This window comes from Stenotrophomonas sp. LC732, assembly GCF_052446685.1.
Taxonomy (GTDB): domain Bacteria; phylum Pseudomonadota; class Gammaproteobacteria; order Xanthomonadales; family Xanthomonadaceae; genus Stenotrophomonas; species Stenotrophomonas muris.
This window is the reverse complement of record NZ_CP199214.1, coordinates 627854-651724: the sequence shown is the minus strand read 5'-3', so window position 1 is coordinate 651724 and position 23871 is coordinate 627854. Positions and strand designations below refer to the sequence as shown.

Here is a 23871-nt window from a genome sequence, read left to right as displayed (position 1 = left end):
CCATCGCGCTGTGACGGAAGCATGACGACCACGGCCCTTCGGGGCCGTGGTTTTTTATTGGCCGCCGCGCCCAGGCGCTGGCCGGCGCCACCGTCATCTGATGGTCGCAAAGCGGTCATGTCGGCTACATCGCCAGGCCCGAGCATGCCGGAAACCCGGAGGCCCGCCATGCGCTATGCCATCGTCACCGAGACCTATCCACCGGAAGTGAACGGCGTCGCCCTCACCGTGCAGGGGCTGGAACAAGGTCTGCGCGCAGCCGGGCACGAGATCGACCTGGTCCGCCCCCGCCAGTCCAGCGAAGCGCTGGATTCGGCACCCGGCACCTTGCTGGTTCCCGGCGCCGCCCTGCCCCGCTACCCCGGCCTGCGTTTCGGACTGCCGGCGCCGATCCGGCTGGGCCGCCATTGGCAGAAACAACGCCCGGATGCGGTCTACATCGCCACCGAAGGTCCGCTCGGCTGGTCGGCACTGCGCACTGCGCGCCGCCTCGGCATTCCGGTCGCCAGCGGCTTCCACACCCGCTTCGACGAGTACCTGCCCGACTACGGCGTGGCGTGGCTGCAGGCCGCAGCCATGCGCTGGATGCGCCGTTTCCACAACCAGGCCGATGCCACCCTGGTGCCGACCCGCGAGCTGCAGCAGTTCCTCGGCGAACAGGGCTTCGAGCGCGTGCGCCTGCTGGCCCGCGCGGTGGACAGCCAGCAGTTCGATCCGGGACGGCGCGATCCCGCGCTGCGCGAGGAATGGGGCGTGGATGGCAACGGCCTGGTGGCGATCTATGTCGGCCGCATCGCTGCTGAAAAGAACCTCGGCCTGGCAGTGAAGGCATTCCGCCGGCTGCAGCAGATCCGGCCCAAGGCACGCTTCGTGTGGGTCGGAGATGGCCCGGCCCGCGAGAAGCTGGCACATGAAAACCCCGACTTCATCTTCTGTGGCATCCAGCGCGGCGATGCGCTGGCCCGGCACTTCGCCAGCGGCGATCTGTTCCTGTTCCCCAGCCGCAGCGAGACGTTCGGCAACGTGACCCTGGAAAGCATGGCCAGCGGTGTGGCCACCGTGGCCTTCGACTACGGCGCCGCGCGCGAGTACCTGCGCAGTGGCGAGAACGGCGCAGCCGTGGACAGCGACGATCAGTTCATCGAGGCCGCCGTGCGACTGGCCGCCGATGACGCGCAGCGCCGCGAACTGGGCGGCAATGCCGCACGCGCGATGAAGCGCCTGCATCCACAACAGGTGGTGGCCGAGTTCGATGCGCTGCTGGCCGAACTGGCACAGTCGCGGAGGAACGGCCATGCGCACTACGCCGCTTGAGCTGCTGGCCGGGCGCGAAGCACGCTGGTGCCGACGCGCAAACCACTACTGCCGGCGGCGCCGCGTGCGTCGCCTGTTCGCGGTCATCAGCCGGCTCGGCGATGGCGTGTTCTGGTACGTGCTGATGGCCGCGCTGGTGGTGCTGGACGGCTTCGACGGCCTGCGCGCCTCGGTGCACATGGCCGCCACGGGCCTGGCCGCGCTGCTGCTGTACAAGGTCCTCAAGCGCTGGACCCGGCGCCCGCGGCCCTACGCGGCCGACCTGCGCATCCGCGCCTGGGTGGCGCCGCTGGACGAGTTCAGTTTCCCCTCCGGACACACCCTGCATGCGGTGTCGTTCACCATCGTGGCACTGGCCTACTACCCGTGGCTGGCGCCGCTGCTGGTGCCGTTCACCTGTGGCGTTGCACTGTCGCGGGTGGTCCTGGGCCTGCACTATCCTTCCGATGTGCTGGCAGCCACCGCCATCGCCATCGTGCTGGCTTCGGCCAGCCTGACCTGGCTGCCGCTGCCGGTGTAACCCCGGGGTCAGATCCTTTTCCTTCGGAAAAGAGATCTGACCCCCACAATACCGGCGGCGCCACCATCATCATTGATGGCCTAGAATGCGGGCATGACCACGCTGTTCATTTCCGACCTGCACCTGGACCCCAGCCGTCCGGAGATCACCGACCTGTTCCTGCGCTTCCTGCGCGAGCAGGCGCCCGGCGCCGATGCGCTGTACATCCTCGGCGACCTGTTCGAGGCCTGGATCGGCGATGACACGCCCTCGCCCGCCGCCGATGCGGTGGCCGATGCGTTGAAGGTGCTGTCCGACAGCGGCGTGCCGGTGTACTTCATCCGCGGCAACCGCGACTTCCTGCTCGGTGAGGACTACGCGCGCCGTGCCGGCCTGCGCATCCTGCCCGACCCGTGCATGATCGAACTGTACGGCCGCCCGGTGCTGCTGCAGCACGGCGACCTGCTGTGCACCGATGACATTCCCTACCAGCAGTTCCGTGCACAGACGCGCGACCCGGTATTCCAGGCGCAGTTCCTGTCGCAGCCGCTGGCCGCACGCATCGCGTTCGCGCAGAAGGCGCGCGAAGCCAGCCAGGCGCGCCAGTCCGAGATGAAGCAGGACGATCGTGCGCAGTTCGAGTCGGTGACCGACGTGGCCCCTGCCGAAGTCGATGCCACCTTCGTGCGCCATGGCGTGGACACCATGATCCATGGCCATACCCATCGGCCGGCGATCCACACGCTGCAGGCCGGTGGTCGCGAGCGCACCCGCATCGTGCTGGGTGACTGGTACGAACAGGGTTCGGTGCTGCGCGTGGATGCCAGCGGCTGGACGCTGGATACGCTGGCGCGCGAATAACGGATCGCAAAGTGCCAACCAAGGTTGGCATCTACCAGAGCAGGTGCATGCGCCCGGGTAGACGCCGGCCTTGGTCGGCGCCTGGACAGTCAGCGGAAGGCTGCGATGGTGGCCTTGGTGTTGACCAGCACGCGTTGGTTGTCGGCGGTGCTGGCGTTGCCCATCGGGATGCCGTTGTAGCTGATGTTGGGGTTGGACCAGTAGTTCAGGCGCGGGCAGCTGCGGGTGCAGTTGTAGGCCATGATCGTGCGCCAGCCGGTGCCGGTGGCCGGCTCGTAGCGGTAGCCGTGGCCATAGGCATAGGGCGAGGTGCTCGAGTCGGTGGCGATGTCATGCCGCGCACTCTGCAGATGGCCGATCTCGTGCGCGAACGAGTAATAGCCGGTCGCGCAATCCCAGTACACGGCCGCGAACGCGGTCGACGCCGTCGAGCCGATGCCCGAGGCCAGGCCGCAGTAGGCGGTGTTGTTGATCAGCAGCACGCCCACATCAGCCGTGTAGGTATTCCGGCTGGTGTGGATGCTGTCCATGTAGCCATCGCTGGTGCCACGGAAACGCGCCAGGTCGGTATCGAAGCTGCCCGATTCGGTGTAGCTGGTGGTCTCGTAGCGGGCCAGTTCCATGGTGATGCCGACGTTGCTGTTGACATAGCCCTGGTTCGATTCGGCCACGGCCAGCTGCACCAGTGACTGCATGTTGCCGCCATAGGCGGCGACGGCGGCATTGGTCGCCACCACCAGCACGCGGATGGTGGCCGGCGTGCCGGACGACGCCTGCGCGATGCCGAGGCGATCGTTGTTGCCCATCGGGATCTTCGGCAGCTGGTTGTAATCGGCCGGATGGTCGGCCGGCATCCGCGACTCGTCCACTTCCACAAGCACGTGGCGGTTGCCCAGCGGGCGCAGGCGGTACAGCTTTCCATCCTTGCGGATCGAGCCGGTGATGGTATCGCCCGAGCGCACCAGGATCAGCGAATTGCCGGGGTCGTCCTGGCCGTTGGAGGTGGCCGCGGTCAGCTTGTCCGAGGGCGAACGGAACTGGCCATACCAGATGCTGCCGCCATCGGGCAGCGCTTCAACCTTGCTGCGCACGGCCTGCACGCGCTGGCCGAGCAGTTCGAATTCCAGCTGCGGCTGTGCAGTCGCGGCTGCATCAACGCGCACTTCCTGTACCGTCGCGGTGGACGGGGTGGCCAGCAGCTTGCCCAGCGCGGGCTCACTGTTTGCCGATGCGCGGCTGATGACCGTCACCGGCTCGAACAACGGTGCCGCATGCGCGGCCGCCGCCACCGACAAACCCAACACCAGGCCACCTGCCGCTTTGCCAATCGATCTGGACAACATTGCGTCGCTCCTTGAATGATGTGAACAGCGTGGATGCAGCACGACCCGGTTTGCCGGGTTTGGCCATATGGCCTGCGCGGCTCGTGTGAATTCAATAGGCGAGTGGAATGAAAGTCAGGATTTGTGATCGACCGCATCTGCGTTCAGTCAGGTCAAAAGCGTCACTACACTTCGCCAATACACCGCTTTCGCGCTACCGTGACGCAGCCACGACGGGGAATGCACATGGCACCATCGCAGGACACGGACGAAGATGTCGGCTTGCTGCGGATCGGCCTGTTCTTCGATGGCACCCGCAACAACGCGCACAACCTCGCGCGTGGTCGACCACAGCAGCCGCGACCGCGCCCGGCGCAGCTGCGTGCGGATGATGATTCGACCTACCAGAGCCGGCTGACCAGCAGCTACGACAACGGCCTGACCAACATCGCACGCCTGCAGCAGCTGTACCCGGACAGCCGCCGCGATGCGATGGCCACGCCTTCGCTGTCGATCTACGTGGAAGGTGTCGGTACCCGCGATGACGCCGACGACGACCTGATCGGACTGGCGTTCGGTATCGGCGCCAGCGGCGTCCGCGCAAAGGTGCAGCGCGCGCTGCAGGTGGTGCTGCCGGCTGCGCTTGCAGAACTGTCCACGCGTTGGCGGCAACCGCTGCGTCGCGTGCAGCTGGATCTGTTCGGGTTCTCTCGAGGCGCTGCCGCCGCACGTGATATCGCCAACCAGCTGCAGGGCTGGGATACCACGCGTTGGCGGCAACTGCTGCAGTCGTCCGGCTTGGTCTGTACGCCGGACTTCGCCCCTGCCCTTCCGGTGCTGCGATTCATGGGCCTGTTCGATACCGTGGCTGCGGTCAGTGGTGGCCGCGCCGACGAACAACCGCAGCTTGCCCTGTCCAGTGGCATCGCTGCACGCGTGGTGCAGTTGACCGCGCGCGACGAGCATCGCCAGCACTATCCGCTGACCACGGTGGCACCGCCGTTCACCGAGATCGCTTTGCCCGGCGTGCACGCCAACATCGGCGGAGGCTACAACCAGCTGGAGGAAGGCCCCAAGCTGCTCAGCCGCCCACGTCGCCAGCAGCTGCGCCGCCCCGCCGTTGCCGACTACCAGATTCCCCCGCTGGCGATGCTGCAGGCCACCACGGCCTACGCTGAAACGCAGGCCGATGCCGAACGCTGGCGGCAGCAGCTGGGCGTGGACGAAAAGGAAGTGTGGGTGGATGTCTGGCACCAGTGGCAGCAGCAGCGCCGCGCCGGCAGCCGCAGCGTGCTGCTGTCCCCGGTGCTGTACGTGACTGCCGCCGTGGTACTGCGGCGGCGCATCGACTGGCGCTACCAGTTGATCGCGCTGCAGGTGATGCAGCAGCATGCCATCGATGCCGGCGTGACCTGGCGCGCCAGCGCTGCCGAGGTTCCCGGCTGGGAACTGCCGTCGGCCCTGCAACCGATCGCACGGCGGCTGGTGGCAGGGCAGGCGTTGACCCAGACCCAGGAGGCGCTGCTGCGCCGACGCTACCTGATGCAGTCGGCGCACTGGAATTTCGACGCGCTGGGCGACACCGCCCTGACCTATGCCGCCGATGCCGGCGTCAGCGAACTGCCCTACCGGCCCGGTCCCGGCCTGTTCTACATCAACCGGCCCACCGTGGATGGCAAGCGCGTGGTGCTGCCCAACGCATGAAAAAGGGGACGGAGGGGATTAAGTCGTTTGTGGCACAAACGACTTAATCCCCTCCGTCCCCTTTTGTTCAACCGGCCTGTTCGACCAGGTTGGCGAGCTCGTCGGCGTCGAAGCCGGCCAGCAGGCGCGCTTCGATGTTGAACGGCCCGTGCAGGTAGCCGCCGGCGTATTCCACCAGCAGCGCCTTGAAGCGCGCACGCGGCTCGACGCCGGCGCGATCGCAGTACCAGCGGTACCAGCGCGAACCGGCGGCAACGTGCGCCACTTCCTCGCGCAGGATCACTTCCAGTACGTCGGCGGTTTCACCATCACCGACATTGCGCAGCTTCTCGATCATGCCCGGTGTCACGTCCAGGCCGCGCGCTTCCAGCACGCGCGGTACCAGGGCCATGCGCGCCAGGCCGTCATGCGCGGTCTTTTCGCACATTTCCCACAGGCCGTTGTGCGCGGGGAAATCGGCGTAGTCGTGGCCATGCGCCTGCAGGCGCTCGCGCAGCAGCATGAAGTGCCGCGATTCGTCGTCGGCACAGCTGACCCAGTCGGCATGGAACGCTGGCGGCAGGCCGCGGAAGCGGTACACCGCATCCCAGGCCAGGTCGATCGCGTTGAGTTCGATGTGGGCGATGGCGTGGATGAAGGCGGCGCGTCCTTCCACGCCGCCCAGCCCGCGCCGGGGCACTTCGCGCGGATGCACCAGCACCAGCCGTGCCGGCCGGCCAGGCATGCGGATCGGTTCCGGCGGCGGCGCATCGGCAGCCACCTTCAGGCGGCCGGCACGGAACGCGGCGGCATACGCCTGGGTCAACGCGACCTTGCGCAGCGGGTCGGCTTCGGCCAGGCACTGCTGCGCTGAGCGCAGCAGGTCGCCACCAACGTCGGGTACATCGACCACGCCTGGACCTCAGGCGCGGCGCTTGTGCTTGGCGTCGTCCGAACGCAGCTGCTGGATGCGCTCGAAGTAGCCCGGCTCGATACCCGTCGGGTAGTGGCCGTTGAAGCAGGACGAATCGAAGTTGCGCAGCGCCGGGTTGCCCTCGCTCACCGCCGCTTCCATGTCCTCCAGATCCTGGTAGATCAGCCAGTCGCAGCCCAGGTGGGCCTCGATCTCTTCGACGGTGCGGTTGTGCGCGACCAGCTCTTCGGCCGCCGGCATGTCGATGCCGTAGATGTTCGGGTAGCGCACCGGCGGTGCCGCGCTGGCCAGGTAGACCTTGCGCGCGCCCGCATCACGGGCCATCTGCACGATCTGCTGGCTGGTGGTGCCACGCACGATCGAGTCGTCCACCAGCAGCACCACGCGGTTGCGGAACTCCAGGTGGATCGGGTTGAGCTTGCGGCGCACCGACTTCACGCGTTCGCCCTGGCCCGGCATGATGAAGGTGCGGCCGATGTAGCGGTTCTTGATGAAGCCTTCGCGATACTTCACCCCAAGCACGTTGGAGATCTCCAGCGCGGCATCACGCGAGGTATCCGGGATCGGGATGATGGTGTCGATATCGTGGTCCGGGCGCAGGCGCAGGATCTTCTCGCCCAGCTTGATGCCCATGCGCATGCGCGCCTTGTGCACCGAGACGTTGTCGATCATCGAATCCGGACGCGCGAAGTACACGTACTCGAAGATGCACGGGGTGTGCTCGGCCGGCTCGGCGCAGATTTCCGAGAACAGCTCGCCGCGGGCGGTGATCACCAGGGCTTCGCCCGGCTGCACATCGCGCACGCGCTGGAAGCCCAGCACGTCCAGCGCGGCCGACTCGGAGGCCACGATGTACTCGTCGCCCTCGGCATGGCTGCGCTTGCCGAGCACCAGCGGACGGATGCCGTGCGGGTCGCGGAAGGCCACCAGGCCCAGGCCCAGCACCACGCTGACCACCGCGTAGCCGCCCTTGCAGCGGCGGTGCACGCCAGCCACCGCGCGGATCGCGGCTTCCGGGCTCAGCTGGCGCTGCTGTTCCAGCTCATAGGCGAACACGTTCAACAGCACTTCGCTGTCCGAATCGGTGTTGACGTTGCGGCGGTCCTGCTCGAACACCTGCTGGCGCAGCGCCTCGGTGTTGATCAGGTTGCCGTTGTGGGCCAGCGCGATGCCGTACGGCGAGTTGACGTAGAACGGCTGCGCCTCGTCCATGCCTTCCGAGCCGGCCGTCGGGTAGCGCACATGGGCGATGCCGACGCTGCCTTCCAGGGTGGACATGGTGCGTGCATCGAACACATCGCGGACCAGGCCGGTGGCCTTCTGCACCCGCAGGCGGCTGCCATTGGCCGTGGCGATGCCCGCGGCATCCTGGCCGCGATGCTGGAGAACGGTCAAGCCGTCATACAACTGCCCGGCGACGTTCTGGTTGCCGACGATTCCGACGATGCCACACATGGTGCGAAGTCTCCGCTGGGCTGTGCCCAGTTACAAGGAAGGTGGCCGTACCTGGCCGCGGTGGTCGCCGCGCCTGCGGTCGACATTGGCCGGATCGCCCGGCTCGATACTGTCTGGCAGTGCTGGGGCGTCCGGGCGCACTTCGGCCGGATCGTATGCGTCGCCCTGTTCCGCTTTCGCGGGCCGCAGCCATCCGCTGCCCGCCACTACCTGGTTGAGGATGCCATTATCGCCTGCCGCACCCGGCTTTCCCAGATCGGCGCCTGCGCTCTTCCCCAGCTCCATCAATGCAGATGGGGACAGCATGTCGGTCGGCAAGGTCTTGGGCAGCAGATCGGCGCCGGGCACCTGCCAGTGCGGCAGCTTCCCGTTCATCCAGGCCACGGCCGGGTTCAGCACCGGGCGGACCGCCGAGCGCTTCCAGGACGGTTCGGCGGTCAGCGGGGTGAAGCCGGCCAGCAGCACCAGGATCGCCGCGATCAGGCCGCCACGCACGGCGCCCAGCACGCCGCCCAGCAACCGGTCCAGGCTGGTCAGCATGCTGCGATGGATCATCGCCTTGATGACCATGCCGATCACCGCGACCACGATCATCACGCCAATGCCCACGCCCAGGTAGCCGCCAACGAAATGCTCGCCGCCGGGTGCGGCCGGGGCCGCCCACCAGCGTGCCGCATCGTTGCCGAAGGCGAAGGCCGCCCACGCGGCCAGCAGCCACGACAGCGTGCCGATGACGATTCCAACAAAGCCACGCAGCATCCCGAGCAGGGTCGAGGCGGCGATCACGATCAGCAGCACCACGTCGATCATGGCGCCCCGCTCCTTCGGCGGCGCTGGCAACGGGCCTGCGCGTGGATCATGGGTGCGGTCGGACCATGCCGGCCACGCCGACCTTGGCGGCGACCTGCGCCTTCAGCTGCTCGGCGTCAGCGCGGTTGGCCACCGGTCCGACGCGGACGCGATGCAGCGTGCCCTTTTCAGTGCGTACCTGCTCGACGAAAGCACTGAAGCCGGCGGCGCGGACCTTGTCGCGCAGCGCGTTGGCATCGTTGGCCTGGCCGAACGCGCCCAACTGCACGGCGAAGCCGACGCCACTGGCTGCCGGTGCTGTCGGCGTGGCAGGCGCCGGCTTGTTGGCGGCGGCCTCCGGCTTCGGCTCGGGCTTGGCGTCCGGCTTCGGAGCCTCGGGCTTCGGTGCCGGCTTGGGCGGCTCTGGTTTGGTGGTCGCCGTCGGCGTGCTTGGCGGCAGGCTTTCGCTGCGCACCGGGTTGCTGGTGGCCGACGGCGTGGTGGCCGACGGCGTGGTGGCCGCGGCCGGGGTGCTGGTGGTCGGCGCCGGCGTGGCGGCAACCGTCGCACTGCTGCCTGCCGCCGCATCCAGGGTGATGACTTCTGCCTTCACATCGGCGCGGATCTTGACCGCCTGCAGGCGCGCGGCTTCGGCCTGGGCACGGTCGGCGTACGGCCCGACACGCACACGCCACGCCTGGCGCCCGCTGATGGTGGTGGTTTCGGCGAAGCCTGGCAGCTGCGAGCGCTGCAGGTAGGCGATCACCGCATCGGCGTCGGCCTTGCTGCCGTAGGCGCCAAACGTGACGGCGAAGTTGCCGGCGGCAACCGCCGGAGACGTGTCCACGGTCGGCGGCGTAGCCGGCGCGGCCGTCTCCTGCAGCGGCTTGGCCTGCCCGGTCTGCAGGCCGGTGGCTCCACCGGCCGGAGCAACCAGCGGCAGCTCACGGGTTTCGAACTGGCCATCGGCCGGTGCGTCCGGCGCGGCGATCGGCACCGAGGCCACACCGCTGTCCGGCGCCGGTCCCTTGACCAGCATCGGCAGGAAAATCACGGCCAGCGCCACCAGCACGATGGCACCAATCAGACGCTGTTTCAGAGGCGTATCCACGTGAGGCGGCAACTGTCCGGAGGTTGCGGTCGATTATACGGGTGCCGGACCGGACGGCGTCGGCATTGGCTGAACGCGGATCAGGCGGCGCCCTGCAACCATTGCAGCGCGGCAGCGGCGGTATGGAAGGAGCCGAACACCAGTACGCGATCACCGCGCCCGGCCTGGGCCAGTACCTGTGCCAGCGCCTGCTCGACAGTATCAGCGCGCTGAGCCTTGGCCGCCGCCGTACCGGCCAGGCGGGCCTGCAACTGGGCAGCACTCTGCCCGCGCGGGCCGTCCAGTCCGGCCAGGGTCCACTCGCCGACCACGTCCTGCAGCGCCTGCACAACGCCCACCGCGTCCTTGTCCTGCAGCGCGGCGTACACCGCCAGGGTGCGCCCGGCCGACGCTTCGGCCTTCAGCGCGCGCGCCAGCTGGCCCGCCGCCTGCGGGTTGTGCCCGACATCGACACGGACCTGCACGCCGTCACGCTCGAACGCCTGCAGGCGGCCAGAGATGCGCGCCGCCGCGACACCAGCAGCCCACGCCGCACGCGGCACCGGCTTGTCCAGCGCGCGCAGCGCAGCGATGGCGGCACCCGCGTTGGCCAGCTGGATCGGGCCGGCCAGCGCCGGGGTCGGCAGTTCCATGCGCAGGCCGACATCGCGCCAGCGCCAGCGCTGGGCATCGATTGGTTCGTAGAAATAATCGCTGCCGCCGCGGATCGCGTTGGCGCCGACCAGGTAGGCACGTGCGAGCACGCTCGACGGCGGGTCGGTCTCGCCCAGGATCACCGGCTTCCAGCCACGGATGATGCCGGCCTTCTCGGTGCCGATCGCTTCGCGGTCCTCGCCCAGCCATTCGGCATGGTCGATGTCCACGGTGGTGATCACCGCCACGTCAGCGTCGACGATGTTGACCGCATCCAGGCGACCGCCCAGGCCCACTTCCAGCACCGCCAGGTCCAGCCCGGCGTCGGCGAACAGCTGCAGCGCGGCCAGCGTGCCGTACTCGAAATAGGTCAGCGTGATATCGCCACGCGCGGCCTCGATGGTGTTGAAGGCGGCGACCAGCGCCGCATCCTCCACATCGTGGCCGTCGATGCGCACGCGCTCGTTGTAGCGCAGCAGGTGCGGCGAGGTGTACGCGCCGACCTTCCAGCCGGCAGCACGCGCGATGGCTTCGATGAAGGCCACGGTGGAGCCCTTGCCGTTGGTGCCACCGACCACGATGGTGCGCTGGGCCGGCGCCCCCAGGCCCATCGCCGTAGCCACGGCGCGCACGCGCTCCAGGCCCATGTCGATGGTCGCCGGGTGCTGGCGTTCAATGTAGTCCAGCCAGTCGGCCAGGGTGGTCGGGGTGTTCGTCACGGCAGCGGTTCCAGCAGAAGCAGTTGATGCGAGGGGATGGATCAGAGTGCGCGGTGCTTGGCTTCGCCGAAGAACGGCGTGTGGTGGGCACAGTCGTTCAGGCGCACCACTTCCAGGCTGTCCAGGTCGGCGCCTTCGAGCAGGTTGAGCGTGGTCGGCGCCTGGCGGAAGGTCCACAGGCGGGAGATCGGCAGGCCCAGCACCTTGCACAGGATCACGCGGTTGACCGCATCATGGGCGACCACCAGCAGGGTGTCGTGCTCGCCGAGGCCTTCGGTGGCGCGGGCCAGGCCGCGCCAACTGCGCTCCAGCACCAGGCGCAGCGATTCACCGCCGGGCATCAGCACGGTGTCCGGCTCCTCGCGCCACGCCTTCAGGCGCGACGGGTCCTTTTCGTTGATTTCGCTGGCCAGCAGGCCTTCCCACTCGCCGTGGGCGATTTCCTGCAGCTCCGGCTCGGTCAGCAACATGTCGGCACGGGCGGCACCGAGTGCCAGCTGCGCGGTGCGCTGCGCGCGTGACAGCGGCGAGGCGACGGCACGGGTGATGTCCACCGAGGCCAAGCGGGCGCCCAGGGCTTGGGCCTGGGCTTCACCGATCGGCGAAAGCGGGATGTCGATCTGGCCCTGGTAGCGGCCTTCGGCGTTCCACGGCGTTTCGCCGTGGCGGGCAAGCAGGATGCGCATGCGTGCAAGGGGTCCTGGGGGGAGGAGGTTCCGCGTTTCGTTCACATCCTGTGAAGTGCGCGGAACAGGGATGATACCCGTTCGGCGCACCGGGCCGTGCCGGGCATGAAAAAACCCCGCGACGTGGATCGCGGGGTTTTGGAAACTCCGGCTATCTGGTCGGGGTTGCCGGCCAGCGGCCGGCACTACCGCAACGGGTTTATTTCGCCAGGTTCAGCTCCTTCAGCAGCGCCGGCGCCGGCGCCACTTCCTGCATGATCCACTGCATGTAGCGGCTGTCGACCGCGATCATGCGGGTCATCACCGGGTCGAACACCCAGTTGGAGCTGACCGATTCCCAGTTGCCGTCGAAGGCCAGGCCGACCAGCTTGCCGTTGGCGTCCAGCACCGGTGAACCCGAGTTGCCACCGGTGATGTCCAGGTTGGACAGGAAGTTCACCGGGACCGAGCCCACGCGCTTGTCTTCCAGGCCGCCGTAGCGCTTGGCCTTGACCGCGTCGAGCAGGGCCTTGGGCGCATCGAACGGATCGACGCCGGTGTCCTTGGCGACGATGCCCTCCAGCGTGGTGAACGGGGTGTAGGCCACGCCGTCCCTGGGCTCATAGCCCATCACGTTGCCGAAAGTGATGCGCAGCGACAGGTTGGCATCCGGGTACACGAACTCGCCCTGGCTCTTCTTGTAGTCAGCCAGTGCCTGCAGGTACAGCGGACGTGCGGTCAGCGACTCGCCTTCGCGGATCTTCTTCTGCTCTTCCTGCTTCAGCAGCGACGGCATGATCGCCACCGCGTACTGGATGGCCGGATCGGTGCTGGCTTCGAACGCGGCGCGGTCGGCCTTGAACCACTTCAGGCGTGCATCCAGGCTGCCCAGCTCAGTGCCCGACAGCTTGCTCACCAGTGCCTTGACCGCGCTGGCATCGCTGCCGCCCAGCCAGGTGTTCAGCACGTCGTTGTTGCGCTGCGCGGCCGGCAGGGCGACGTACTGGTCCAGCCAGTAGGTCTGCAGCTGCTGGTCCATCTTCGCCACATAGCGGCGATCCATCTGCTTCAGGCCGCCTTCCAGGGTCGGCAGGTCGCGCTGCTGGTAGCCGACCTCGCGCTCGGCGTCCGGCTTGGTGCGCTCGATCGACAGGCGGTACAGGCCGATGGCGGCGTTGACCGCCGAGGTGTTGTTGAACTGGCCGACGAACAGATCGCGCTCGCGGGTCGCCTTGCTGGTATCCAGGTGCTTGACCAGCTGCGCGTGCGCTGCCAAGGCCGGCTTGCCGGCGGCGCCCTGCTTCTTCAGCCAGGCCAGCACGGCGGCTTCTTCAGCCTGCTTCTGGCCAGCAGCGTCGATGCGCTTGAAGCCTTCCAGCTGGCCGGCGTAGTTCTTGGCCACGTTGTTCATGCTGGCCGCGGTGGCGGCGTACTTCACCTTGACGTCGGCGTCGGCCTTGCCCGCCTCATCGATCATCTTCAACACTGCGTTGTAGTGCCTGGCGATGGTCGGGTAGGTCCAGCTGGCGGTTTCGTTGAACTCACCGGCCAGCGCGTAGCGGTTGGTGCGGCCCGGATAGCCTGCCACCATCACGAAGTCACCGGCGCCCAGCGGCTGGTCGGTGAACTTCAGGAAGTGCTTGGGCTGGTACGGCACGTTGTCGGCCGAGAATGCGGCCGGCTTGCCGTCCTTGCCGACGTAGGCGCGGTAGAACGAGAAGTCGCCGGTGTGGCGCGGCCACATCCAGTTGTCGACGTCGCCGCCGTACTTGCCGACGCTGCCCGGGGGCGCGTAGACCAGGCGCACGTCCTTGATTTCCATGTTGCGGAACAGTCGGTAGGTGTTGCCGCCGGAGAAGGTGTACAGGCGGCAGCGGAAGCCGTCCTCGGCTTCACACGCGGCGACCTGGGCCTTGTCGAAGGCGTCCAGCGCACGGCTGCGGGCCAGCGGGTCGTTGCCGGCGGCGGCAATGGCGGCCTTGGCCTGGGCGGTGACGTCGGTGATCTGGTCGAGCACGTAGACGCGGGCGTTCGGGCCGGCGCTCAGTTCATCGCTGTGCTTCGGCGCGTTGAAGCCGTCCTTGATCAGGTTCTTCTCGGCGGTCGAATTCAGCTGGATCGCACCGTAGGCGCAGTGGTGGTTGGTGACCACCAGGCCCTGCGGCGACACGAAGCTGGCGGTGCAGCCGCCGAGGGCGACGACCGCGCCCATCGGGTCGCCGGTGAGGTTGGACAGCTGCTCCGGGGACAGCTTCAGGCCGGCCTTCTGCAACGGACCGGCGATTTCCGGCAGCTGCTGCGGCACCCACATGCCTTCAGCGGCATGGGCAACCTGGGCCAGCCCGAGGCTGGCGACGATGGAGAATGCAAGCAGGTTCGAGCGCATGGAGCAGCCCCTGGTAGTGGAACCCTCGATTGTAGCCCGCCGCCCTGCCCCGGCCCGAACCCCGGAAGTCATGGGCCTACTTCTTGCTCTGCCATGCGCACATCGGCCGCGCACATGGAATCGTCCAGAGGGGGCGTGGTCACCCTGGCCGGGACCGTTGGCGCCATGGGCCGGGCGCATGCGACTGGCGGGTTGGGCAGGACGCCCAACCCCGGTCTTGCCGTGTGCGCAGGATAGCGCGCACGAGCAAGGCGCCATCGAGCACCATGGATGGGCTTTTGCGTGTCCCGGCCAGGGTGACCGCGCGCCCTCCCCAGGACTCAAGGAGGCGCTGCTGTTTGCAGCACGTTCGAAACGCCCGTCGGCGCACGCCTTTCGTTCCGCCATTGCACCCGCAGCGCAACATGGGAAATCCGCGCGGCACCCTATAATCCGCGCTTTCCCCCTGATGAGTTCCACCCCGATGGCGCAGCAAACGATGAAGGCCCTGGTCAAGCGCGAAGCGGCCAAGGGCATCTGGCTGGAAGAAGTTCCGGTGCCGACCCCAGGCCCGAACGAGGTCCTGATCAAGCTGGAAAAGACCGCGATCTGCGGCACCGACCTGCACATCTACCTGTGGGACGAGTGGAGCCAGCGCACCATCAAGCCGGGCCTGACCATCGGCCATGAGTTCGTCGGCCGCATTGCCGCGCTCGGTTCGGCGGTGACCGGCTATGAGATCGGCCAGCGCGTCTCGGCCGAAGGTCACATCGTCTGCGGCCATTGCCGCAACTGCCGTGGCGGCCGCCCGCACCTGTGCCCGAACACCGTCGGCATCGGCGTCAACGTCAACGGCGCCTTCGCCGAATACATGGTGATGCCGGCCAGCAACCTGTGGCCGATTCCGGACCAGATCCCGTCGGAACTGGCCGCGTTCTTCGACCCGTACGGCAATGCCGCACACTGCGCGCTGGAATTCGACGTGATCGGCGAAGACGTGCTGATCACCGGCGCCGGTCCGATCGGCATCATCGCCGCCGGCATCTGCAAGCACATCGGTGCGCGCAACGTGGTGGTGACCGACGTCAACGACTTCCGCCTGAAGCTGGCCGCCGACATGGGCGCCACCCGCGTGGTCAACGTCGCCAACCAGTCGCTGAAGGACGTGATGAAGGAGCTGCACATGGAGGGCTTCGACGTGGGCCTGGAAATGAGCGGCAACCCGCGCGCGTTCAACGACATGCTCGACTGCATGTACCACGGCGGCAAGATCGCCATGCTCGGCATCATGCCCAAGGGCGCCGGCTGCGACTGGGACAAGATCATCTTCAAGGGCCTGACCGTGCAGGGCATCTACGGCCGCAAGATGTACGAGACCTGGTACAAGATGACCCAGCTGGTGCTGTCCGGCTTCCCGCTCGGCAAGGTGATGACCCACCAGCTGCCGATCGACGAGTTCCAGAAGGGCTTCGACCTGATGGAAGAAGGCAAGGCCGGCAAGGTCGTGCTCAGCTGGAATTGACCCGAAGGGTCAATTCCCCCGCATGTTTCCTTATCCCCGCGCCTTTGGCGCGCCCCCTTGAACAACAAGGGGGCTCTTCCCCAGATGGGATCAAGAACACCGCGGAACTGAAAAAGGCGCCCGATGGGCGCCTTTTTCGCAATGCGTGCCAGGCAAGCTTGGCACCTACCGTAACGCCTGCGGCGTTACTTGCCCACGGCCACGGTCAGCAGCACCCGGCTGTGGGCCAGCTTGCCCGAGTTCTCGCGTCCATTGCCGTCGGTGCCGTAGTAGCCCAGGCCGACGTTGAACAGGCCGAACTGGCGGCTGACGCCGACGTTCCAGTCGGTATAGTCCTTGGCGATGCCGTCCTCGAAAGTGCTGCGACCGACGTTGGCATTCAGCGTGAAGTCCTTCGGCAGGCCCCAGCTGCCGCCCAAGCCGTAGTACCAGCCATCGGTGCCGCTGTTCCACTGGTCGTTGGTGTAGGCCACGGTCAGCTTGTAGGTGTCGTCGAGCGTGGTGGTGGTCACCAGCTCGTTGTAGTTCTGGTGGCTGGCACCGAGGTAGGTGTAGCGGTTCAGCAGCACGTCGAAGTTGACGCGCGAAGTGACGTCCACGCCGTAGCCGATCTGGTAGTCGATCTCGGTGTTCGGATCGCCCGGACCGAAGTCCACGCCCGAACCCCAGACACCGGCATACAGGCCCACCGGCGAGGTGTAGGTGAAGCCCGCCTGCAGGGTCGGCTTCTCGTCGGTCTGCGACACGCCACGGAACAGGTAGTCGGAAACGGCGGTGACATTCCAGCTGTACGGCGATTCGTTCTCCTGCGCGCTGGCGGCGAACGGGGCGGCCAGGGTCAGGGCAGCGGCAATGGCGAGGCAGGCACGGGCGTGCTTCAGGAGCGTCTCCGGTGGGGGCGGTGGCGTGGCGTGGAAGGCGGGAGCGGCCGGAGCGCGACAGCTCCGGTTCACGAATTCTTAACCACTTTGCTATTGCGATGCAACATGCGCTGCCCATGGCGATGCCCCATCCAACCCGGTTGATGACCGGCGATGCCCGGTAGAATCAGCGGTTTCCCCGTTCAGAGCCGTGCCCACGCCATGACCGACGTCTCCTCCGCCCTGACCCGCCACTACGCCGAGGAACTGGACGCCATCCGCGCCCAGGGCCTGTTCAAGTCCGAGCGGATCATCACCAGCCCGCAATCGGCCGAGATCACCCTCGACGACGGCCGCAAGGTGCTGAACTTCTGTGCCAACAACTACCTGGGCCTGGCCGACCATCCGGACCTGATCCAGGCCGCCAAGGACGCACTGGATACCCACGGCTTCGGCATGGCCTCGGTGCGCTTCATCTGCGGCACCCAGGACCTGCACAAGCAGCTGGAGAAGCAGATCGCCGATTTCTTCGGCAAGCAGGACACCATCCTGTACGCGGCCTGCTTCGATGCCAACGGTGGCCTGTTCGAGCCGCTGCTCGGCGAGAACGACGCGATCATTTCCGACGCGCTGAACCATGCTTCGATCATCGACGGCGTGCGCCTGTGCAAGGCCAAGCGCTTCCGCTACGCCAACTGCGACATGGCCGATCTGGAAGCGCAGCTGCAGGCCGCCGATGCCGCAGGCTGCAAGACCAAGCTGATCACCACCGATGGCGTATTCTCGATGGACGGCTTCATCGCGCCGCTGGACGAGATCACCGCGCTGGCGAAGAAGTACAACGCGCTGGTACACATCGACGAATGCCACGCCACCGGCTTCCTTGGCGCTACCGGCCGTGGTTCGGCCGAGGTCAAGGGCGTGCTGGAGAAGATCGACATCATCACCGGCACTCTGGGCAAGGCCATGGGCGGCGCGCTGGGCGGCTTCACCTGCGCCAGCGCCGAGGTGATCGAACTGCTGCGCCAGCGCTCGCGCCCGTACCTGTTCTCCAACTCGCTGCCGCCGCATGTGGTGGCCGCCGGCATCAAGGCGTTCGAAATGCTGGCTGCCGCTGACGACCTTCGCAGCACGCTGGCCGAGAACACCGCCTACTTCCGCGAGAAGATGGCCGCCGCCGGTTTCGACGTGAAGCCGGGCGTGCATCCGATCAGCCCGGTAATGCTGTATGACGCACCGTTGGCGCAGAAATTCGCCGAGCGCCTGCTGGAAGAAGGCATCTACGCGATCGGCTTCTTCTTCCCGGTGGTGCCCAAGGGCCAGGCCCGCATCCGGACCCAGATCAGCGCCGCGCACAGCCGCGAGCACCTGGATCGCGCGATCGATGCGTTCACCCGCATTGGTGTCGAACTGGGCGTGGTCAAGGGCTGATCATGCCGGGGTCGGATCCCTTTCCTGCGGAAAAGGCCCTGACCCCGCTGGTCAAAGCGTGCCGACCAAGGTCGGCACCTACCGGGCTGGATGGCTGCCGACCACGGTCGGCACCCGCCGTGGCCTGAGGGCGTGCCGGCCAGGGTCGGCACCGCCAGGCGTCACTTCTTTTTCTTCTTGCCCTTCGGCTCTTCCTTGCTGGCCACCACTACCGGCTTGGCGGCGGCGTCCTGGCCGTTGCCCTTGGCAACGCGGATGCCGTTGGCCTTCATCCAGGCATCGAACTCATCGGCGGTCATCTTCTTGTCGCCGTTGCTCATCAGGAAGCGGTAACTGCCGCGACCATCCAGCTCCGGGGTCTTCACTTCCACCACCGGGGTCTCGACAGGCGTTTCCGCCTTGGCCACCTTCTTATGGCCGCCACAGGCGGCCAGCAGCACCATCGGCAGCAGCAGGCCTGCGCAGCGCAGGGTTTGGTTGAGGGTCGGGTGGTACATGGGCAGGCTCCGTTCGGGAAATTCAGCAACCAGGCGCCCCCTACGCCTGGAACGGTGGCCGGCAACTGCCGGCCGCGGGCGATGATCAGCCCGGTGCAGCGGCCCCCAGCCGCTGCTGGTCGCTGACCTCCAGCACCCGCCATTGCCCCTTGCCGAGATCGCCGAGCAGCAGCCCACCGATCGCGACCCGGACCAGGCGCAGCACCTGCAGGTCGAAGGCCGCCAACAGGCGGCGGATATGGCGGTTGCGTCCCTCGTCGAGGACCACCTCCAGCCATGCGGTCTTGTCGCCACTGCGCAGTACGCGCACGGCCTGGGCGACGAGGAACTCGCCCTCGTCCTCGACACCGGCGCGCAGCGCGGCCAGGGTGTCCTCATCGGGAAGACGATCCACCTGCACGTGATAGGTCTTCTGTGGGCCGGTCTCCGGATCGGTCAGGCGCGCCGCCCACTGCGGATCATTGCTGAACAACAACAGCCCTTCGCTGGCCTTGTCCAGGCGCCCGACCGGCGCGATCCACGGCAGGCCGGCACCATCGAAGCAGCGATACACCGTGTCGCGACCACGCTCGTCCTGCGCCGTGGTCACCACGCCGCGCGGCTTGTTGAGCACCAGGTACAGCCGCTGCGGCGCATCCATCGGCCGGCCATCGACTTCGATCGGCGGGTGCGGACTGGCAATCGGGAACTCGGGATCACGGATGATGCGGCCGGACACGCGCACGCGGCCATCGGAAATCCATCGCGCGGCCTCGCTGCGTGAGCACACGCCGGCCTTGGACAGCACGCGCGCCAGGCCATGGCGCACGCCATTGGAGACATCCGGAACCGCACGCCCACGCGATGCGTGGGAGCGGGCAGCGGGGGCAGCAGGTGGGCGGCGCGTGCGCAAGCCTCTGCTCCCCGCCGCGCTTACTTCTTGTCGACCGGCTTGGTCTCAGCCGGTGCTTCGGCCGCAGCCGGAGTGGCGGCCGGAGCCGGACGCGCCTTGACCACACGCACGCCACGCGCCTTCATCCAGGCGTCGAACTCTTCGGCGGTCATGCGCTTGCCGTTCTGGCTCATGTCGAAGCGCCAGGGCGTGTTGTCGAATTCGGTCTGCGGCTTGTAGGCCGCCGGATCGTTCGGCTTCACCGCCGGTGCGCTCGGAATGGCCTTGGCGATGTTCTGGCACCCATCGATGCGCAGGCGCTGCAGCACCTGGTCCAGCGACTGCGACGGATCGTAGTTGCTGCTCAGCACGCCGGCCGGCATGCCCAGCTGGTTGCCACGGATGTAGAGCTCGTCGGCCACCGGCGCGATGGTCGTGGCCGGCAACGGCAGCGGCGAGGCGCTGGTGTTGACCGAGCAATCGACCGCAGCGTGGGCGGCGGGAACCAGGGCCAGCGCCAGGAAGGCGGCCGATGCAGAGCGCAGCATGAAGGGCATCCAGGAAAGGAAGTGACGCGGCGAGTTTAGCAATGCCGCGACAGCTTTCAAGCGCCACTTTCAATGAATACGGCAACTCATTGGTTTTATGGGCAAAATCCCGACGAACGGTTACTCCCGCGCCTGAAACGCCGGGTTCCGGACCGCAGAAACAACAAGACCCGGCCGAAGCCGGGTCCTGCTGTGTCCTACTGGCAGAGCGTCAGAACTTAGTTCTGGACGTTCAGCTCGGTACGACGGTTCTTGGCGCGACCTTCCGGGTTGTCCGAACCATCCGGGTTGGTGTTCGGAGCAATCGGACGGCTCTCGCCGTAGCCGATCGGGCCGACCAGGCGACCGGCGTCGACGCCGTTCTTGGTCAGGTAGTTGTACACGGCGGTGGCGCGACGCTCCGACAGCTTCTGGTTGTAAGCGTCGGTACCCTTCGAGTCGGTGTGACCGGCAACTTCAACGCGCAGATCCGGGTAACGCTTCAGGATCTCGGTGGCTTCGCTCAGGATCGCCACGGCGTCCGGACGCAGGTTCGACTTGTCGAAGTCGAAGTTGACGCCCTTCAGGTCGATGGAGACCGGAACCGGGCAACCGTCCGGACCGATGGTCTGACCCGGCTGCGAGTTCGGGCACTTGTCGTCGCAGTTGTTGACGCCGTCACCGTCGTCATCCAGGTCGGCGCAGCTCGGGGCAACCGGAGCCGGAGCCGGAGCAGCCGCGACCGGAGCCGGGCCCAGCGGGATCACGACGCCGACCGAAGCCAGCACGTCGCCGAACCAGCTCTCGTCCTTGGCGGCGATGCTCTGGTCGTCGAAGTCAGCGCGGTAGGCCACTTCGGCGCGGACAGCAACACGCTTCTCGAAGGTGGTCTGCAGGCCGACGCCCAGCTTGGCGGCAACGTTGCCGTCCTTACGCTGGCGCGGACCGTTGTTGTCGATTGCAGCGTACTCTTCTTCCGACTTCTGGTAGCCCAGGCCACCGACGATGTACGGGTTCCAGCCGCGGCCTTCCTTGATGAAGTGGCGACGCAGGTCCAGCGAGACGCCGTACTGCGACCAGTTCAGGTCCTGGTTGCTGTCGAAGTTCGGGTTCTGGTAGTTCAGTTCACCGTCCAGCGACCAGTTCGGGCTGATGAACTTACCCAGGCCCAGGGTCACGAACGGAGCGTCATTGGTCAGACGGTCGCTGTCCTGGAAGTTGAAGCCGGCCGAACCGGTCAGGTACCAGCGGTCATCGAACTCCTGCGCCGAAGCTGCCTGGGCGAAAGCCAGGCCGCCCAGCAGCGCGGCAGTAAGGATCTTCTTGTTCATTGAGTACAGCTCCTATTTCGGGGGTATGAAACCGGTAGAGGCATGGGCCAGCACTAGTGCGTCGATGTACGACAGCCGATTCAGCACGCCACCGCCGCGAACATTATGCTCAGGCGGGTGAAGGCCATGTTAACAGTCCCGTAACATGTGAAGTGTTGCGCCCGACCGTCGACCGGTCCGACGTTGAAACCCTATACAGGATGATGAAAATCCGCAAGACCCACACGCTGCAAGGGTTTGACGGGGTTTAAGCGCGAAAACCGACATACTGCGCAGCACATTGCATCGCACGGTTCAGCAGGTTTGCGGAAACGTGAGGAACCTTATGATGGGATCACGAACCCAGCCGGAGCCGTGATGAAAGCCGTCGCCCTGAGTCGTGAATACGCACCCGCCCTGCGTGATGTCCTGCTGCCGCCGCCGCTGCCTCCTCGCGGCCGCGATCTGCTGGTGCGGATCGAAGCGGTATCGGTCAACCCCGTCGATGGCAAGCAGCGGGCCGCTACCGATCCGGCCACCCTTGAGGTTCCCCGGGTGCTCGGCTGGGACGCCGCCGGTGTGGTCGAAGCCATCGGTGACGAGGCCAGCCTGTTCGCCTCCGGTGACGAGGTCTACTTCGCCGGTGACGTTACCCGGCCGGGCTGCAACGCCCAGTACCAGTGGGTGGACGAGCGCCTGGTCGCCCGCAAGCCGAGCACGCTCGATTTCGCCGAAGCCGCCGCACTACCCCTGACCACGCTGACCGCCTGGGAGCTGTTGTTCCAGCGCATGCCGCTGCACCTGGATGATCGCCGCCATGGCGGCCAGCACCTGCTGGTGATCGGCGGTGCGGGAGGCGTGGGCTCGATGGCGATCCAGCTGGCCCGCCATGCCGGCTTCGAGGTGATCGCCACCGCCTCGCGCGAGGCCTCGATCGACTGGTGCCGGCAGATGGGGGCCACGCATGTGATCGACCATCGGCAGCCGCTGCAGCCCCAGCTGCAGGCACTGGGCATCGACGCAGTGCAGGTGGCGCTCAACCTGGCCGACACCGATCACTACTGGGACGAACTGGGCCAGCTGCTGGCACCACAGGGCCACGTCGGCCTGATCGTGGAGCCGCGTGGCGCACTGCGCATCGGCGATCCGTACAAGGCCAAATGCATCGGCATCCATTGGGAGTTCATGTTCGCGCGCTCGCGCTTCGCCACCGCCGACTGCATCGAACAGCATCGCATCCTCAGCCGCGCCGCCAGCATGATCGATGCCGGCCAGCTGCGTGGCACGCTCAGTGAAACGCTGGGCACGATCAATGCGGCCAACCTGGACATCGCGCATCAGCGCCTGGCCAGCGGGCACACGGTGGGCAAGCTGGCGCTGGTGGGCTGGGACAACTGACGCCGTGATGTAGGCCGAGCCCACGCCAGGCTGCTACGCCTGCCGCCACCAGCAGAGCACGGGCGCGGCCCTGCTCAACCGCCCGCCTGCAGGATCGGCGCTGCCTGTACTAGCGGATTGGCTGGGATCTGTATCTATGGGCTCAAGGAAATCAGGGATACGGTGGAAACAGATCTCCCCTCCCCCGAGCCCACCATGCCTACCGCCCTGCCCCTGCGCCTGCTGCAACTGATCACCGGCCTGTTCCTGTATGGCTTCGGTGCCTCGCTGATGATCCGTGCCGCCATCGGCGTGGCGCCCTGGGACGTGCTGTCGCAGGGCATCGCCGCACAGACGCCGCTGTCCTTCGGGCTGGCGACCAATGTCATCGGCGCACTGGTGCTGTTGCTGTGGTGGCCACTGCGCCAGAAGCCGGGCGTCGGCACGGTGCTCAACGTGATGCTGATCGGTCCCTCCGCACAGTTCGGGTTGTGGCTGCTGCCACCGGCCATCGGCGTGGGCTGGCAGCTGGCGATGTTCTGTGCAGGCATGCTGCTGGTCGCGCTGGCCACCGGCCTGTACATCGGCGCCCGCCTCGGCCCGGGACCGCGCGATGGCTTGATGACTGGCTTGCATGCCCGCACCGGTTGGCCGATCTGGAAGGTGCGCAGCCTGATCGAAGGCAGCGTATTGCTGCTGGGCTGGTGGCTGGGCGGCAATGTCGGCCTCGGCACCCTCGCCTTCGCCCTGCTGATCGGCCCGCTGTGCGGCGTCACGCTGGGCTGGTTTGGGATCGGCCGCCCCCCGGTCGTACCCGCCGCTGCCCGGCAGCCGCAATCACCCTGAGCTGCCCCGAATGCCGGCCAGCGGCCGGCACTACCGCCCCCGGAGTTCGGGGGCAGCGCCGCAGGCGCGGGGGGGTGGAGGCCGGTAAGTGGGGCCCGCGATTCGCGCAGCGAAACGCGGGAGCGACAGCACGCATGTGCCGAGCGTACCCGGCCAGCGGCCGGCACTACCGCCCCCGGAGTTCGGGGGCAGCGCCGCAGGCGCGGGGGGTGGAGGCCGGTAAGTGGGGCCCTCGATTCGCGCAGCGAAACGCGGGAGCGACAGCACGCATGTGCCGAGC

Annotated in this window: 21 protein-coding genes; 8 read left to right on the top strand and 13 right to left on the bottom strand. The window is 67.1% G+C overall.

Annotation, left to right across the window (positions count from 1 at the left end; all coding sequences use genetic code 11):
* Positions 1-168: 168 nt before the first annotated feature.
* The 3 genes from ACT6SE_RS03075 to lpxH all read left to right on the top strand — a co-directional run bounded on the left by ACT6SE_RS03075 (position 169) and on the right by lpxH (position 2674).
* Positions 169-1314 carry a glycosyltransferase family 4 protein gene (locus ACT6SE_RS03075; RefSeq protein ID WP_046429119.1) on the top strand — a complete coding sequence of 382 codons (1146 nt, stop codon included), beginning with the start codon at positions 169-171 and terminating at the stop codon, positions 1312-1314.
* Positions 1295-1834, top strand: a complete 540-nt coding sequence (locus ACT6SE_RS03070) for a phosphatase PAP2 family protein (RefSeq protein WP_032955935.1) — start codon at positions 1295-1297, stop codon at positions 1832-1834. Before ACT6SE_RS03075 ends, ACT6SE_RS03070 begins: the two co-directional genes overlap by 20 nt.
* A 93-nt stretch (positions 1835-1927) precedes the next feature.
* A complete protein-coding gene (gene lpxH, locus ACT6SE_RS03065) occupies positions 1928-2674 on the top strand; it encodes a UDP-2,3-diacylglucosamine diphosphatase (protein WP_046429117.1) in 747 nt (248 codons plus the stop codon).
* Between the two features lie 89 nt (positions 2675-2763).
* On the opposite strand, the gene ACT6SE_RS03060 is transcribed toward lpxH, so the two are convergent.
* On the bottom strand, positions 2764-4017 hold the full coding sequence (locus ACT6SE_RS03060; protein WP_014646083.1) for a M12 family metallo-peptidase: 1254 nt from the start codon (positions 4015-4017) through the stop codon (positions 2764-2766).
* A 225-nt stretch (positions 4018-4242) separates the two neighbouring features.
* Here ACT6SE_RS03060 and ACT6SE_RS03055 point away from each other — a divergent pair, with 225 nt between their 5' ends.
* Positions 4243-5700 (top strand): DUF2235 domain-containing protein, encoded by a 1458-nt coding sequence (locus tag ACT6SE_RS03055; RefSeq protein ID WP_046429116.1) that lies wholly within the window; start codon positions 4243-4245, stop codon positions 5698-5700.
* 67 nt (positions 5701-5767) lie between these two features.
* Here ACT6SE_RS03055 and ACT6SE_RS03050 read toward each other — a convergent pair whose 3' ends face one another.
* The 7 genes from ACT6SE_RS03050 to ACT6SE_RS03020 form a co-directional block, all read right to left on the bottom strand.
* Entirely contained in the window at positions 5768-6592 is an 825-nt protein-coding gene (locus ACT6SE_RS03050; RefSeq protein WP_046429113.1) for a ferritin-like domain-containing protein, read from the bottom strand.
* 9 nt (positions 6593-6601) lie between these two features.
* Entirely contained in the window at positions 6602-8068 is a 1467-nt protein-coding gene (purF, locus tag ACT6SE_RS03045; protein ID WP_005408246.1) for an amidophosphoribosyltransferase, read from the bottom strand.
* Positions 8069-8098: 30 nt separating this feature from the next.
* A complete protein-coding gene (locus ACT6SE_RS03040) occupies positions 8099-8878 on the bottom strand; it encodes a CvpA family protein (RefSeq protein WP_014036126.1) in 780 nt (259 codons plus the stop codon).
* 46 nt (positions 8879-8924) lie between these two features.
* On the bottom strand, positions 8925-9968 hold the full coding sequence (locus tag ACT6SE_RS03035; RefSeq protein ID WP_046429109.1) for an SPOR domain-containing protein: 1044 nt from the start codon (positions 9966-9968) through the stop codon (positions 8925-8927).
* An 80-nt stretch (positions 9969-10048) separates the two neighbouring features.
* Positions 10049-11320 (bottom strand): bifunctional tetrahydrofolate synthase/dihydrofolate synthase, encoded by a 1272-nt coding sequence (folC, locus tag ACT6SE_RS03030; RefSeq protein ID WP_046429107.1) that lies wholly within the window; start codon positions 11318-11320, stop codon positions 10049-10051.
* Between the two features lie 41 nt (positions 11321-11361).
* Complete coding sequence (locus tag ACT6SE_RS03025; RefSeq protein ID WP_014646078.1) at positions 11362-12006, bottom strand: histidine phosphatase family protein; 645 nt, start codon at positions 12004-12006, stop codon at positions 11362-11364.
* A 199-nt stretch (positions 12007-12205) separates the two neighbouring features.
* Positions 12206-14371 (bottom strand): S46 family peptidase, encoded by a 2166-nt coding sequence (locus ACT6SE_RS03020; RefSeq protein WP_046429104.1) that lies wholly within the window; start codon positions 14369-14371, stop codon positions 12206-12208.
* Between the two features lie 478 nt (positions 14372-14849).
* Between ACT6SE_RS03020 and tdh the strand changes: the two genes are divergently transcribed.
* Positions 14850-15872, top strand: a complete 1023-nt coding sequence (gene tdh, locus ACT6SE_RS03015; RefSeq protein WP_032955954.1) for an L-threonine 3-dehydrogenase — start codon at positions 14850-14852, stop codon at positions 15870-15872.
* A gap of 185 nt (positions 15873-16057) precedes the next feature.
* On the opposite strand, the gene ACT6SE_RS03010 is transcribed toward tdh, so the two are convergent.
* The gene (locus ACT6SE_RS03010) at positions 16058-16753 is read right to left on the bottom strand and encodes a TorF family putative porin (RefSeq protein ID WP_014646076.1); all 696 of its coding nucleotides are present in this window, start codon (positions 16751-16753) and stop codon (positions 16058-16060) included.
* A 201-nt stretch (positions 16754-16954) separates the two neighbouring features.
* Here ACT6SE_RS03010 and kbl point away from each other — a divergent pair, with 201 nt between their 5' ends.
* Positions 16955-18163, top strand: a complete 1209-nt coding sequence (kbl, locus tag ACT6SE_RS03005) for a glycine C-acetyltransferase (protein ID WP_046429102.1) — start codon at positions 16955-16957, stop codon at positions 18161-18163.
* A gap of 161 nt (positions 18164-18324) precedes the next feature.
* Here the strand turns inward: kbl and ACT6SE_RS03000 are convergent, their stop codons facing one another.
* The 4 genes from ACT6SE_RS03000 to ACT6SE_RS02985 all read right to left on the bottom strand — a co-directional run bounded on the left by ACT6SE_RS03000 (position 18325) and on the right by ACT6SE_RS02985 (position 21389).
* Positions 18325-18660, bottom strand: a complete 336-nt coding sequence (locus ACT6SE_RS03000; protein ID WP_046429100.1) for a hypothetical protein — start codon at positions 18658-18660, stop codon at positions 18325-18327.
* 85 nt (positions 18661-18745) lie between these two features.
* Positions 18746-19552 carry a pseudouridine synthase gene (locus tag ACT6SE_RS02995; RefSeq protein WP_153643616.1) on the bottom strand — a complete coding sequence of 269 codons (807 nt, stop codon included), beginning with the start codon at positions 19550-19552 and terminating at the stop codon, positions 18746-18748.
* A gap of 20 nt (positions 19553-19572) precedes the next feature.
* Positions 19573-20079 carry a hypothetical protein gene (locus ACT6SE_RS02990; RefSeq protein WP_014646073.1) on the bottom strand — a complete coding sequence of 169 codons (507 nt, stop codon included), beginning with the start codon at positions 20077-20079 and terminating at the stop codon, positions 19573-19575.
* A gap of 218 nt (positions 20080-20297) precedes the next feature.
* Positions 20298-21389 (bottom strand): OmpA family protein, encoded by a 1092-nt coding sequence (locus ACT6SE_RS02985; RefSeq protein ID WP_014646072.1) that lies wholly within the window; start codon positions 21387-21389, stop codon positions 20298-20300.
* A 357-nt stretch (positions 21390-21746) separates the two neighbouring features.
* Between ACT6SE_RS02985 and ACT6SE_RS02980 the strand changes: the two genes are divergently transcribed.
* Together ACT6SE_RS02980 and yczE are read left to right on the top strand one after the other, a co-directional pair.
* Positions 21747-22766, top strand: coding sequence for a zinc-binding alcohol dehydrogenase family protein (locus ACT6SE_RS02980; protein WP_046429091.1), 1020 nt, complete (start codon positions 21747-21749; stop codon positions 22764-22766).
* A gap of 195 nt (positions 22767-22961) precedes the next feature.
* The gene (gene yczE / locus ACT6SE_RS02975; RefSeq protein WP_014646070.1) at positions 22962-23591 is read left to right on the top strand and encodes a membrane protein YczE; all 630 of its coding nucleotides are present in this window, start codon (positions 22962-22964) and stop codon (positions 23589-23591) included.
* Positions 23592-23871: the final 280 nt, after the last annotated feature.

What these genes read in the sequence shown, in the direction of transcription:
- ACT6SE_RS03075 (WP_046429119.1), top strand. Translation starts at nt 169, where the DNA reads ATGCGCTATGCCATCGTCACCGAGACCTATCCACCGGAAGTGAACGGC.
- ACT6SE_RS03070 (WP_032955935.1), top strand. Translation starts at nt 1,295, where the DNA reads ATGCGCACTACGCCGCTTGAGCTGCTGGCCGGGCGCGAAGCACGCTGG.
- lpxH (WP_046429117.1), top strand. Translation starts at nt 1,928, where the DNA reads ATGACCACGCTGTTCATTTCCGACCTGCACCTGGACCCCAGCCGTCCG.
- ACT6SE_RS03060 (WP_014646083.1), bottom strand. Translation starts at nt 4,017, where the DNA reads ATGTTGTCCAGATCGATTGGCAAAGCGGCAGGTGGCCTGGTGTTGGGT.
- ACT6SE_RS03055 (WP_046429116.1), top strand. Translation starts at nt 4,243, where the DNA reads ATGGCACCATCGCAGGACACGGACGAAGATGTCGGCTTGCTGCGGATC.
- purF (WP_005408246.1), bottom strand. Translation starts at nt 8,068, where the DNA reads ATGTGTGGCATCGTCGGAATCGTCGGCAACCAGAACGTCGCCGGGCAG.
- ACT6SE_RS03040 (WP_014036126.1), bottom strand. Translation starts at nt 8,878, where the DNA reads ATGATCGACGTGGTGCTGCTGATCGTGATCGCCGCCTCGACCCTGCTC.
- ACT6SE_RS03025 (WP_014646078.1), bottom strand. Translation starts at nt 12,006, where the DNA reads ATGCGCATCCTGCTTGCCCGCCACGGCGAAACGCCGTGGAACGCCGAA.
- ACT6SE_RS03020 (WP_046429104.1), bottom strand. Translation starts at nt 14,371, where the DNA reads ATGCGCTCGAACCTGCTTGCATTCTCCATCGTCGCCAGCCTCGGGCTG.
- tdh (WP_032955954.1), top strand. Translation starts at nt 14,850, where the DNA reads ATGAAGGCCCTGGTCAAGCGCGAAGCGGCCAAGGGCATCTGGCTGGAA.
- kbl (WP_046429102.1), top strand. Translation starts at nt 16,955, where the DNA reads ATGACCGACGTCTCCTCCGCCCTGACCCGCCACTACGCCGAGGAACTG.
- ACT6SE_RS03000 (WP_046429100.1), bottom strand. Translation starts at nt 18,660, where the DNA reads ATGTACCACCCGACCCTCAACCAAACCCTGCGCTGCGCAGGCCTGCTG.
- ACT6SE_RS02990 (WP_014646073.1), bottom strand. Translation starts at nt 20,079, where the DNA reads ATGCTGCGCTCTGCATCGGCCGCCTTCCTGGCGCTGGCCCTGGTTCCC.
- ACT6SE_RS02985 (WP_014646072.1), bottom strand. Translation starts at nt 21,389, where the DNA reads ATGAACAAGAAGATCCTTACTGCCGCGCTGCTGGGCGGCCTGGCTTTC.
- ACT6SE_RS02980 (WP_046429091.1), top strand. Translation starts at nt 21,747, where the DNA reads ATGAAAGCCGTCGCCCTGAGTCGTGAATACGCACCCGCCCTGCGTGAT.
- yczE (WP_014646070.1), top strand. Translation starts at nt 22,962, where the DNA reads ATGCCTACCGCCCTGCCCCTGCGCCTGCTGCAACTGATCACCGGCCTG.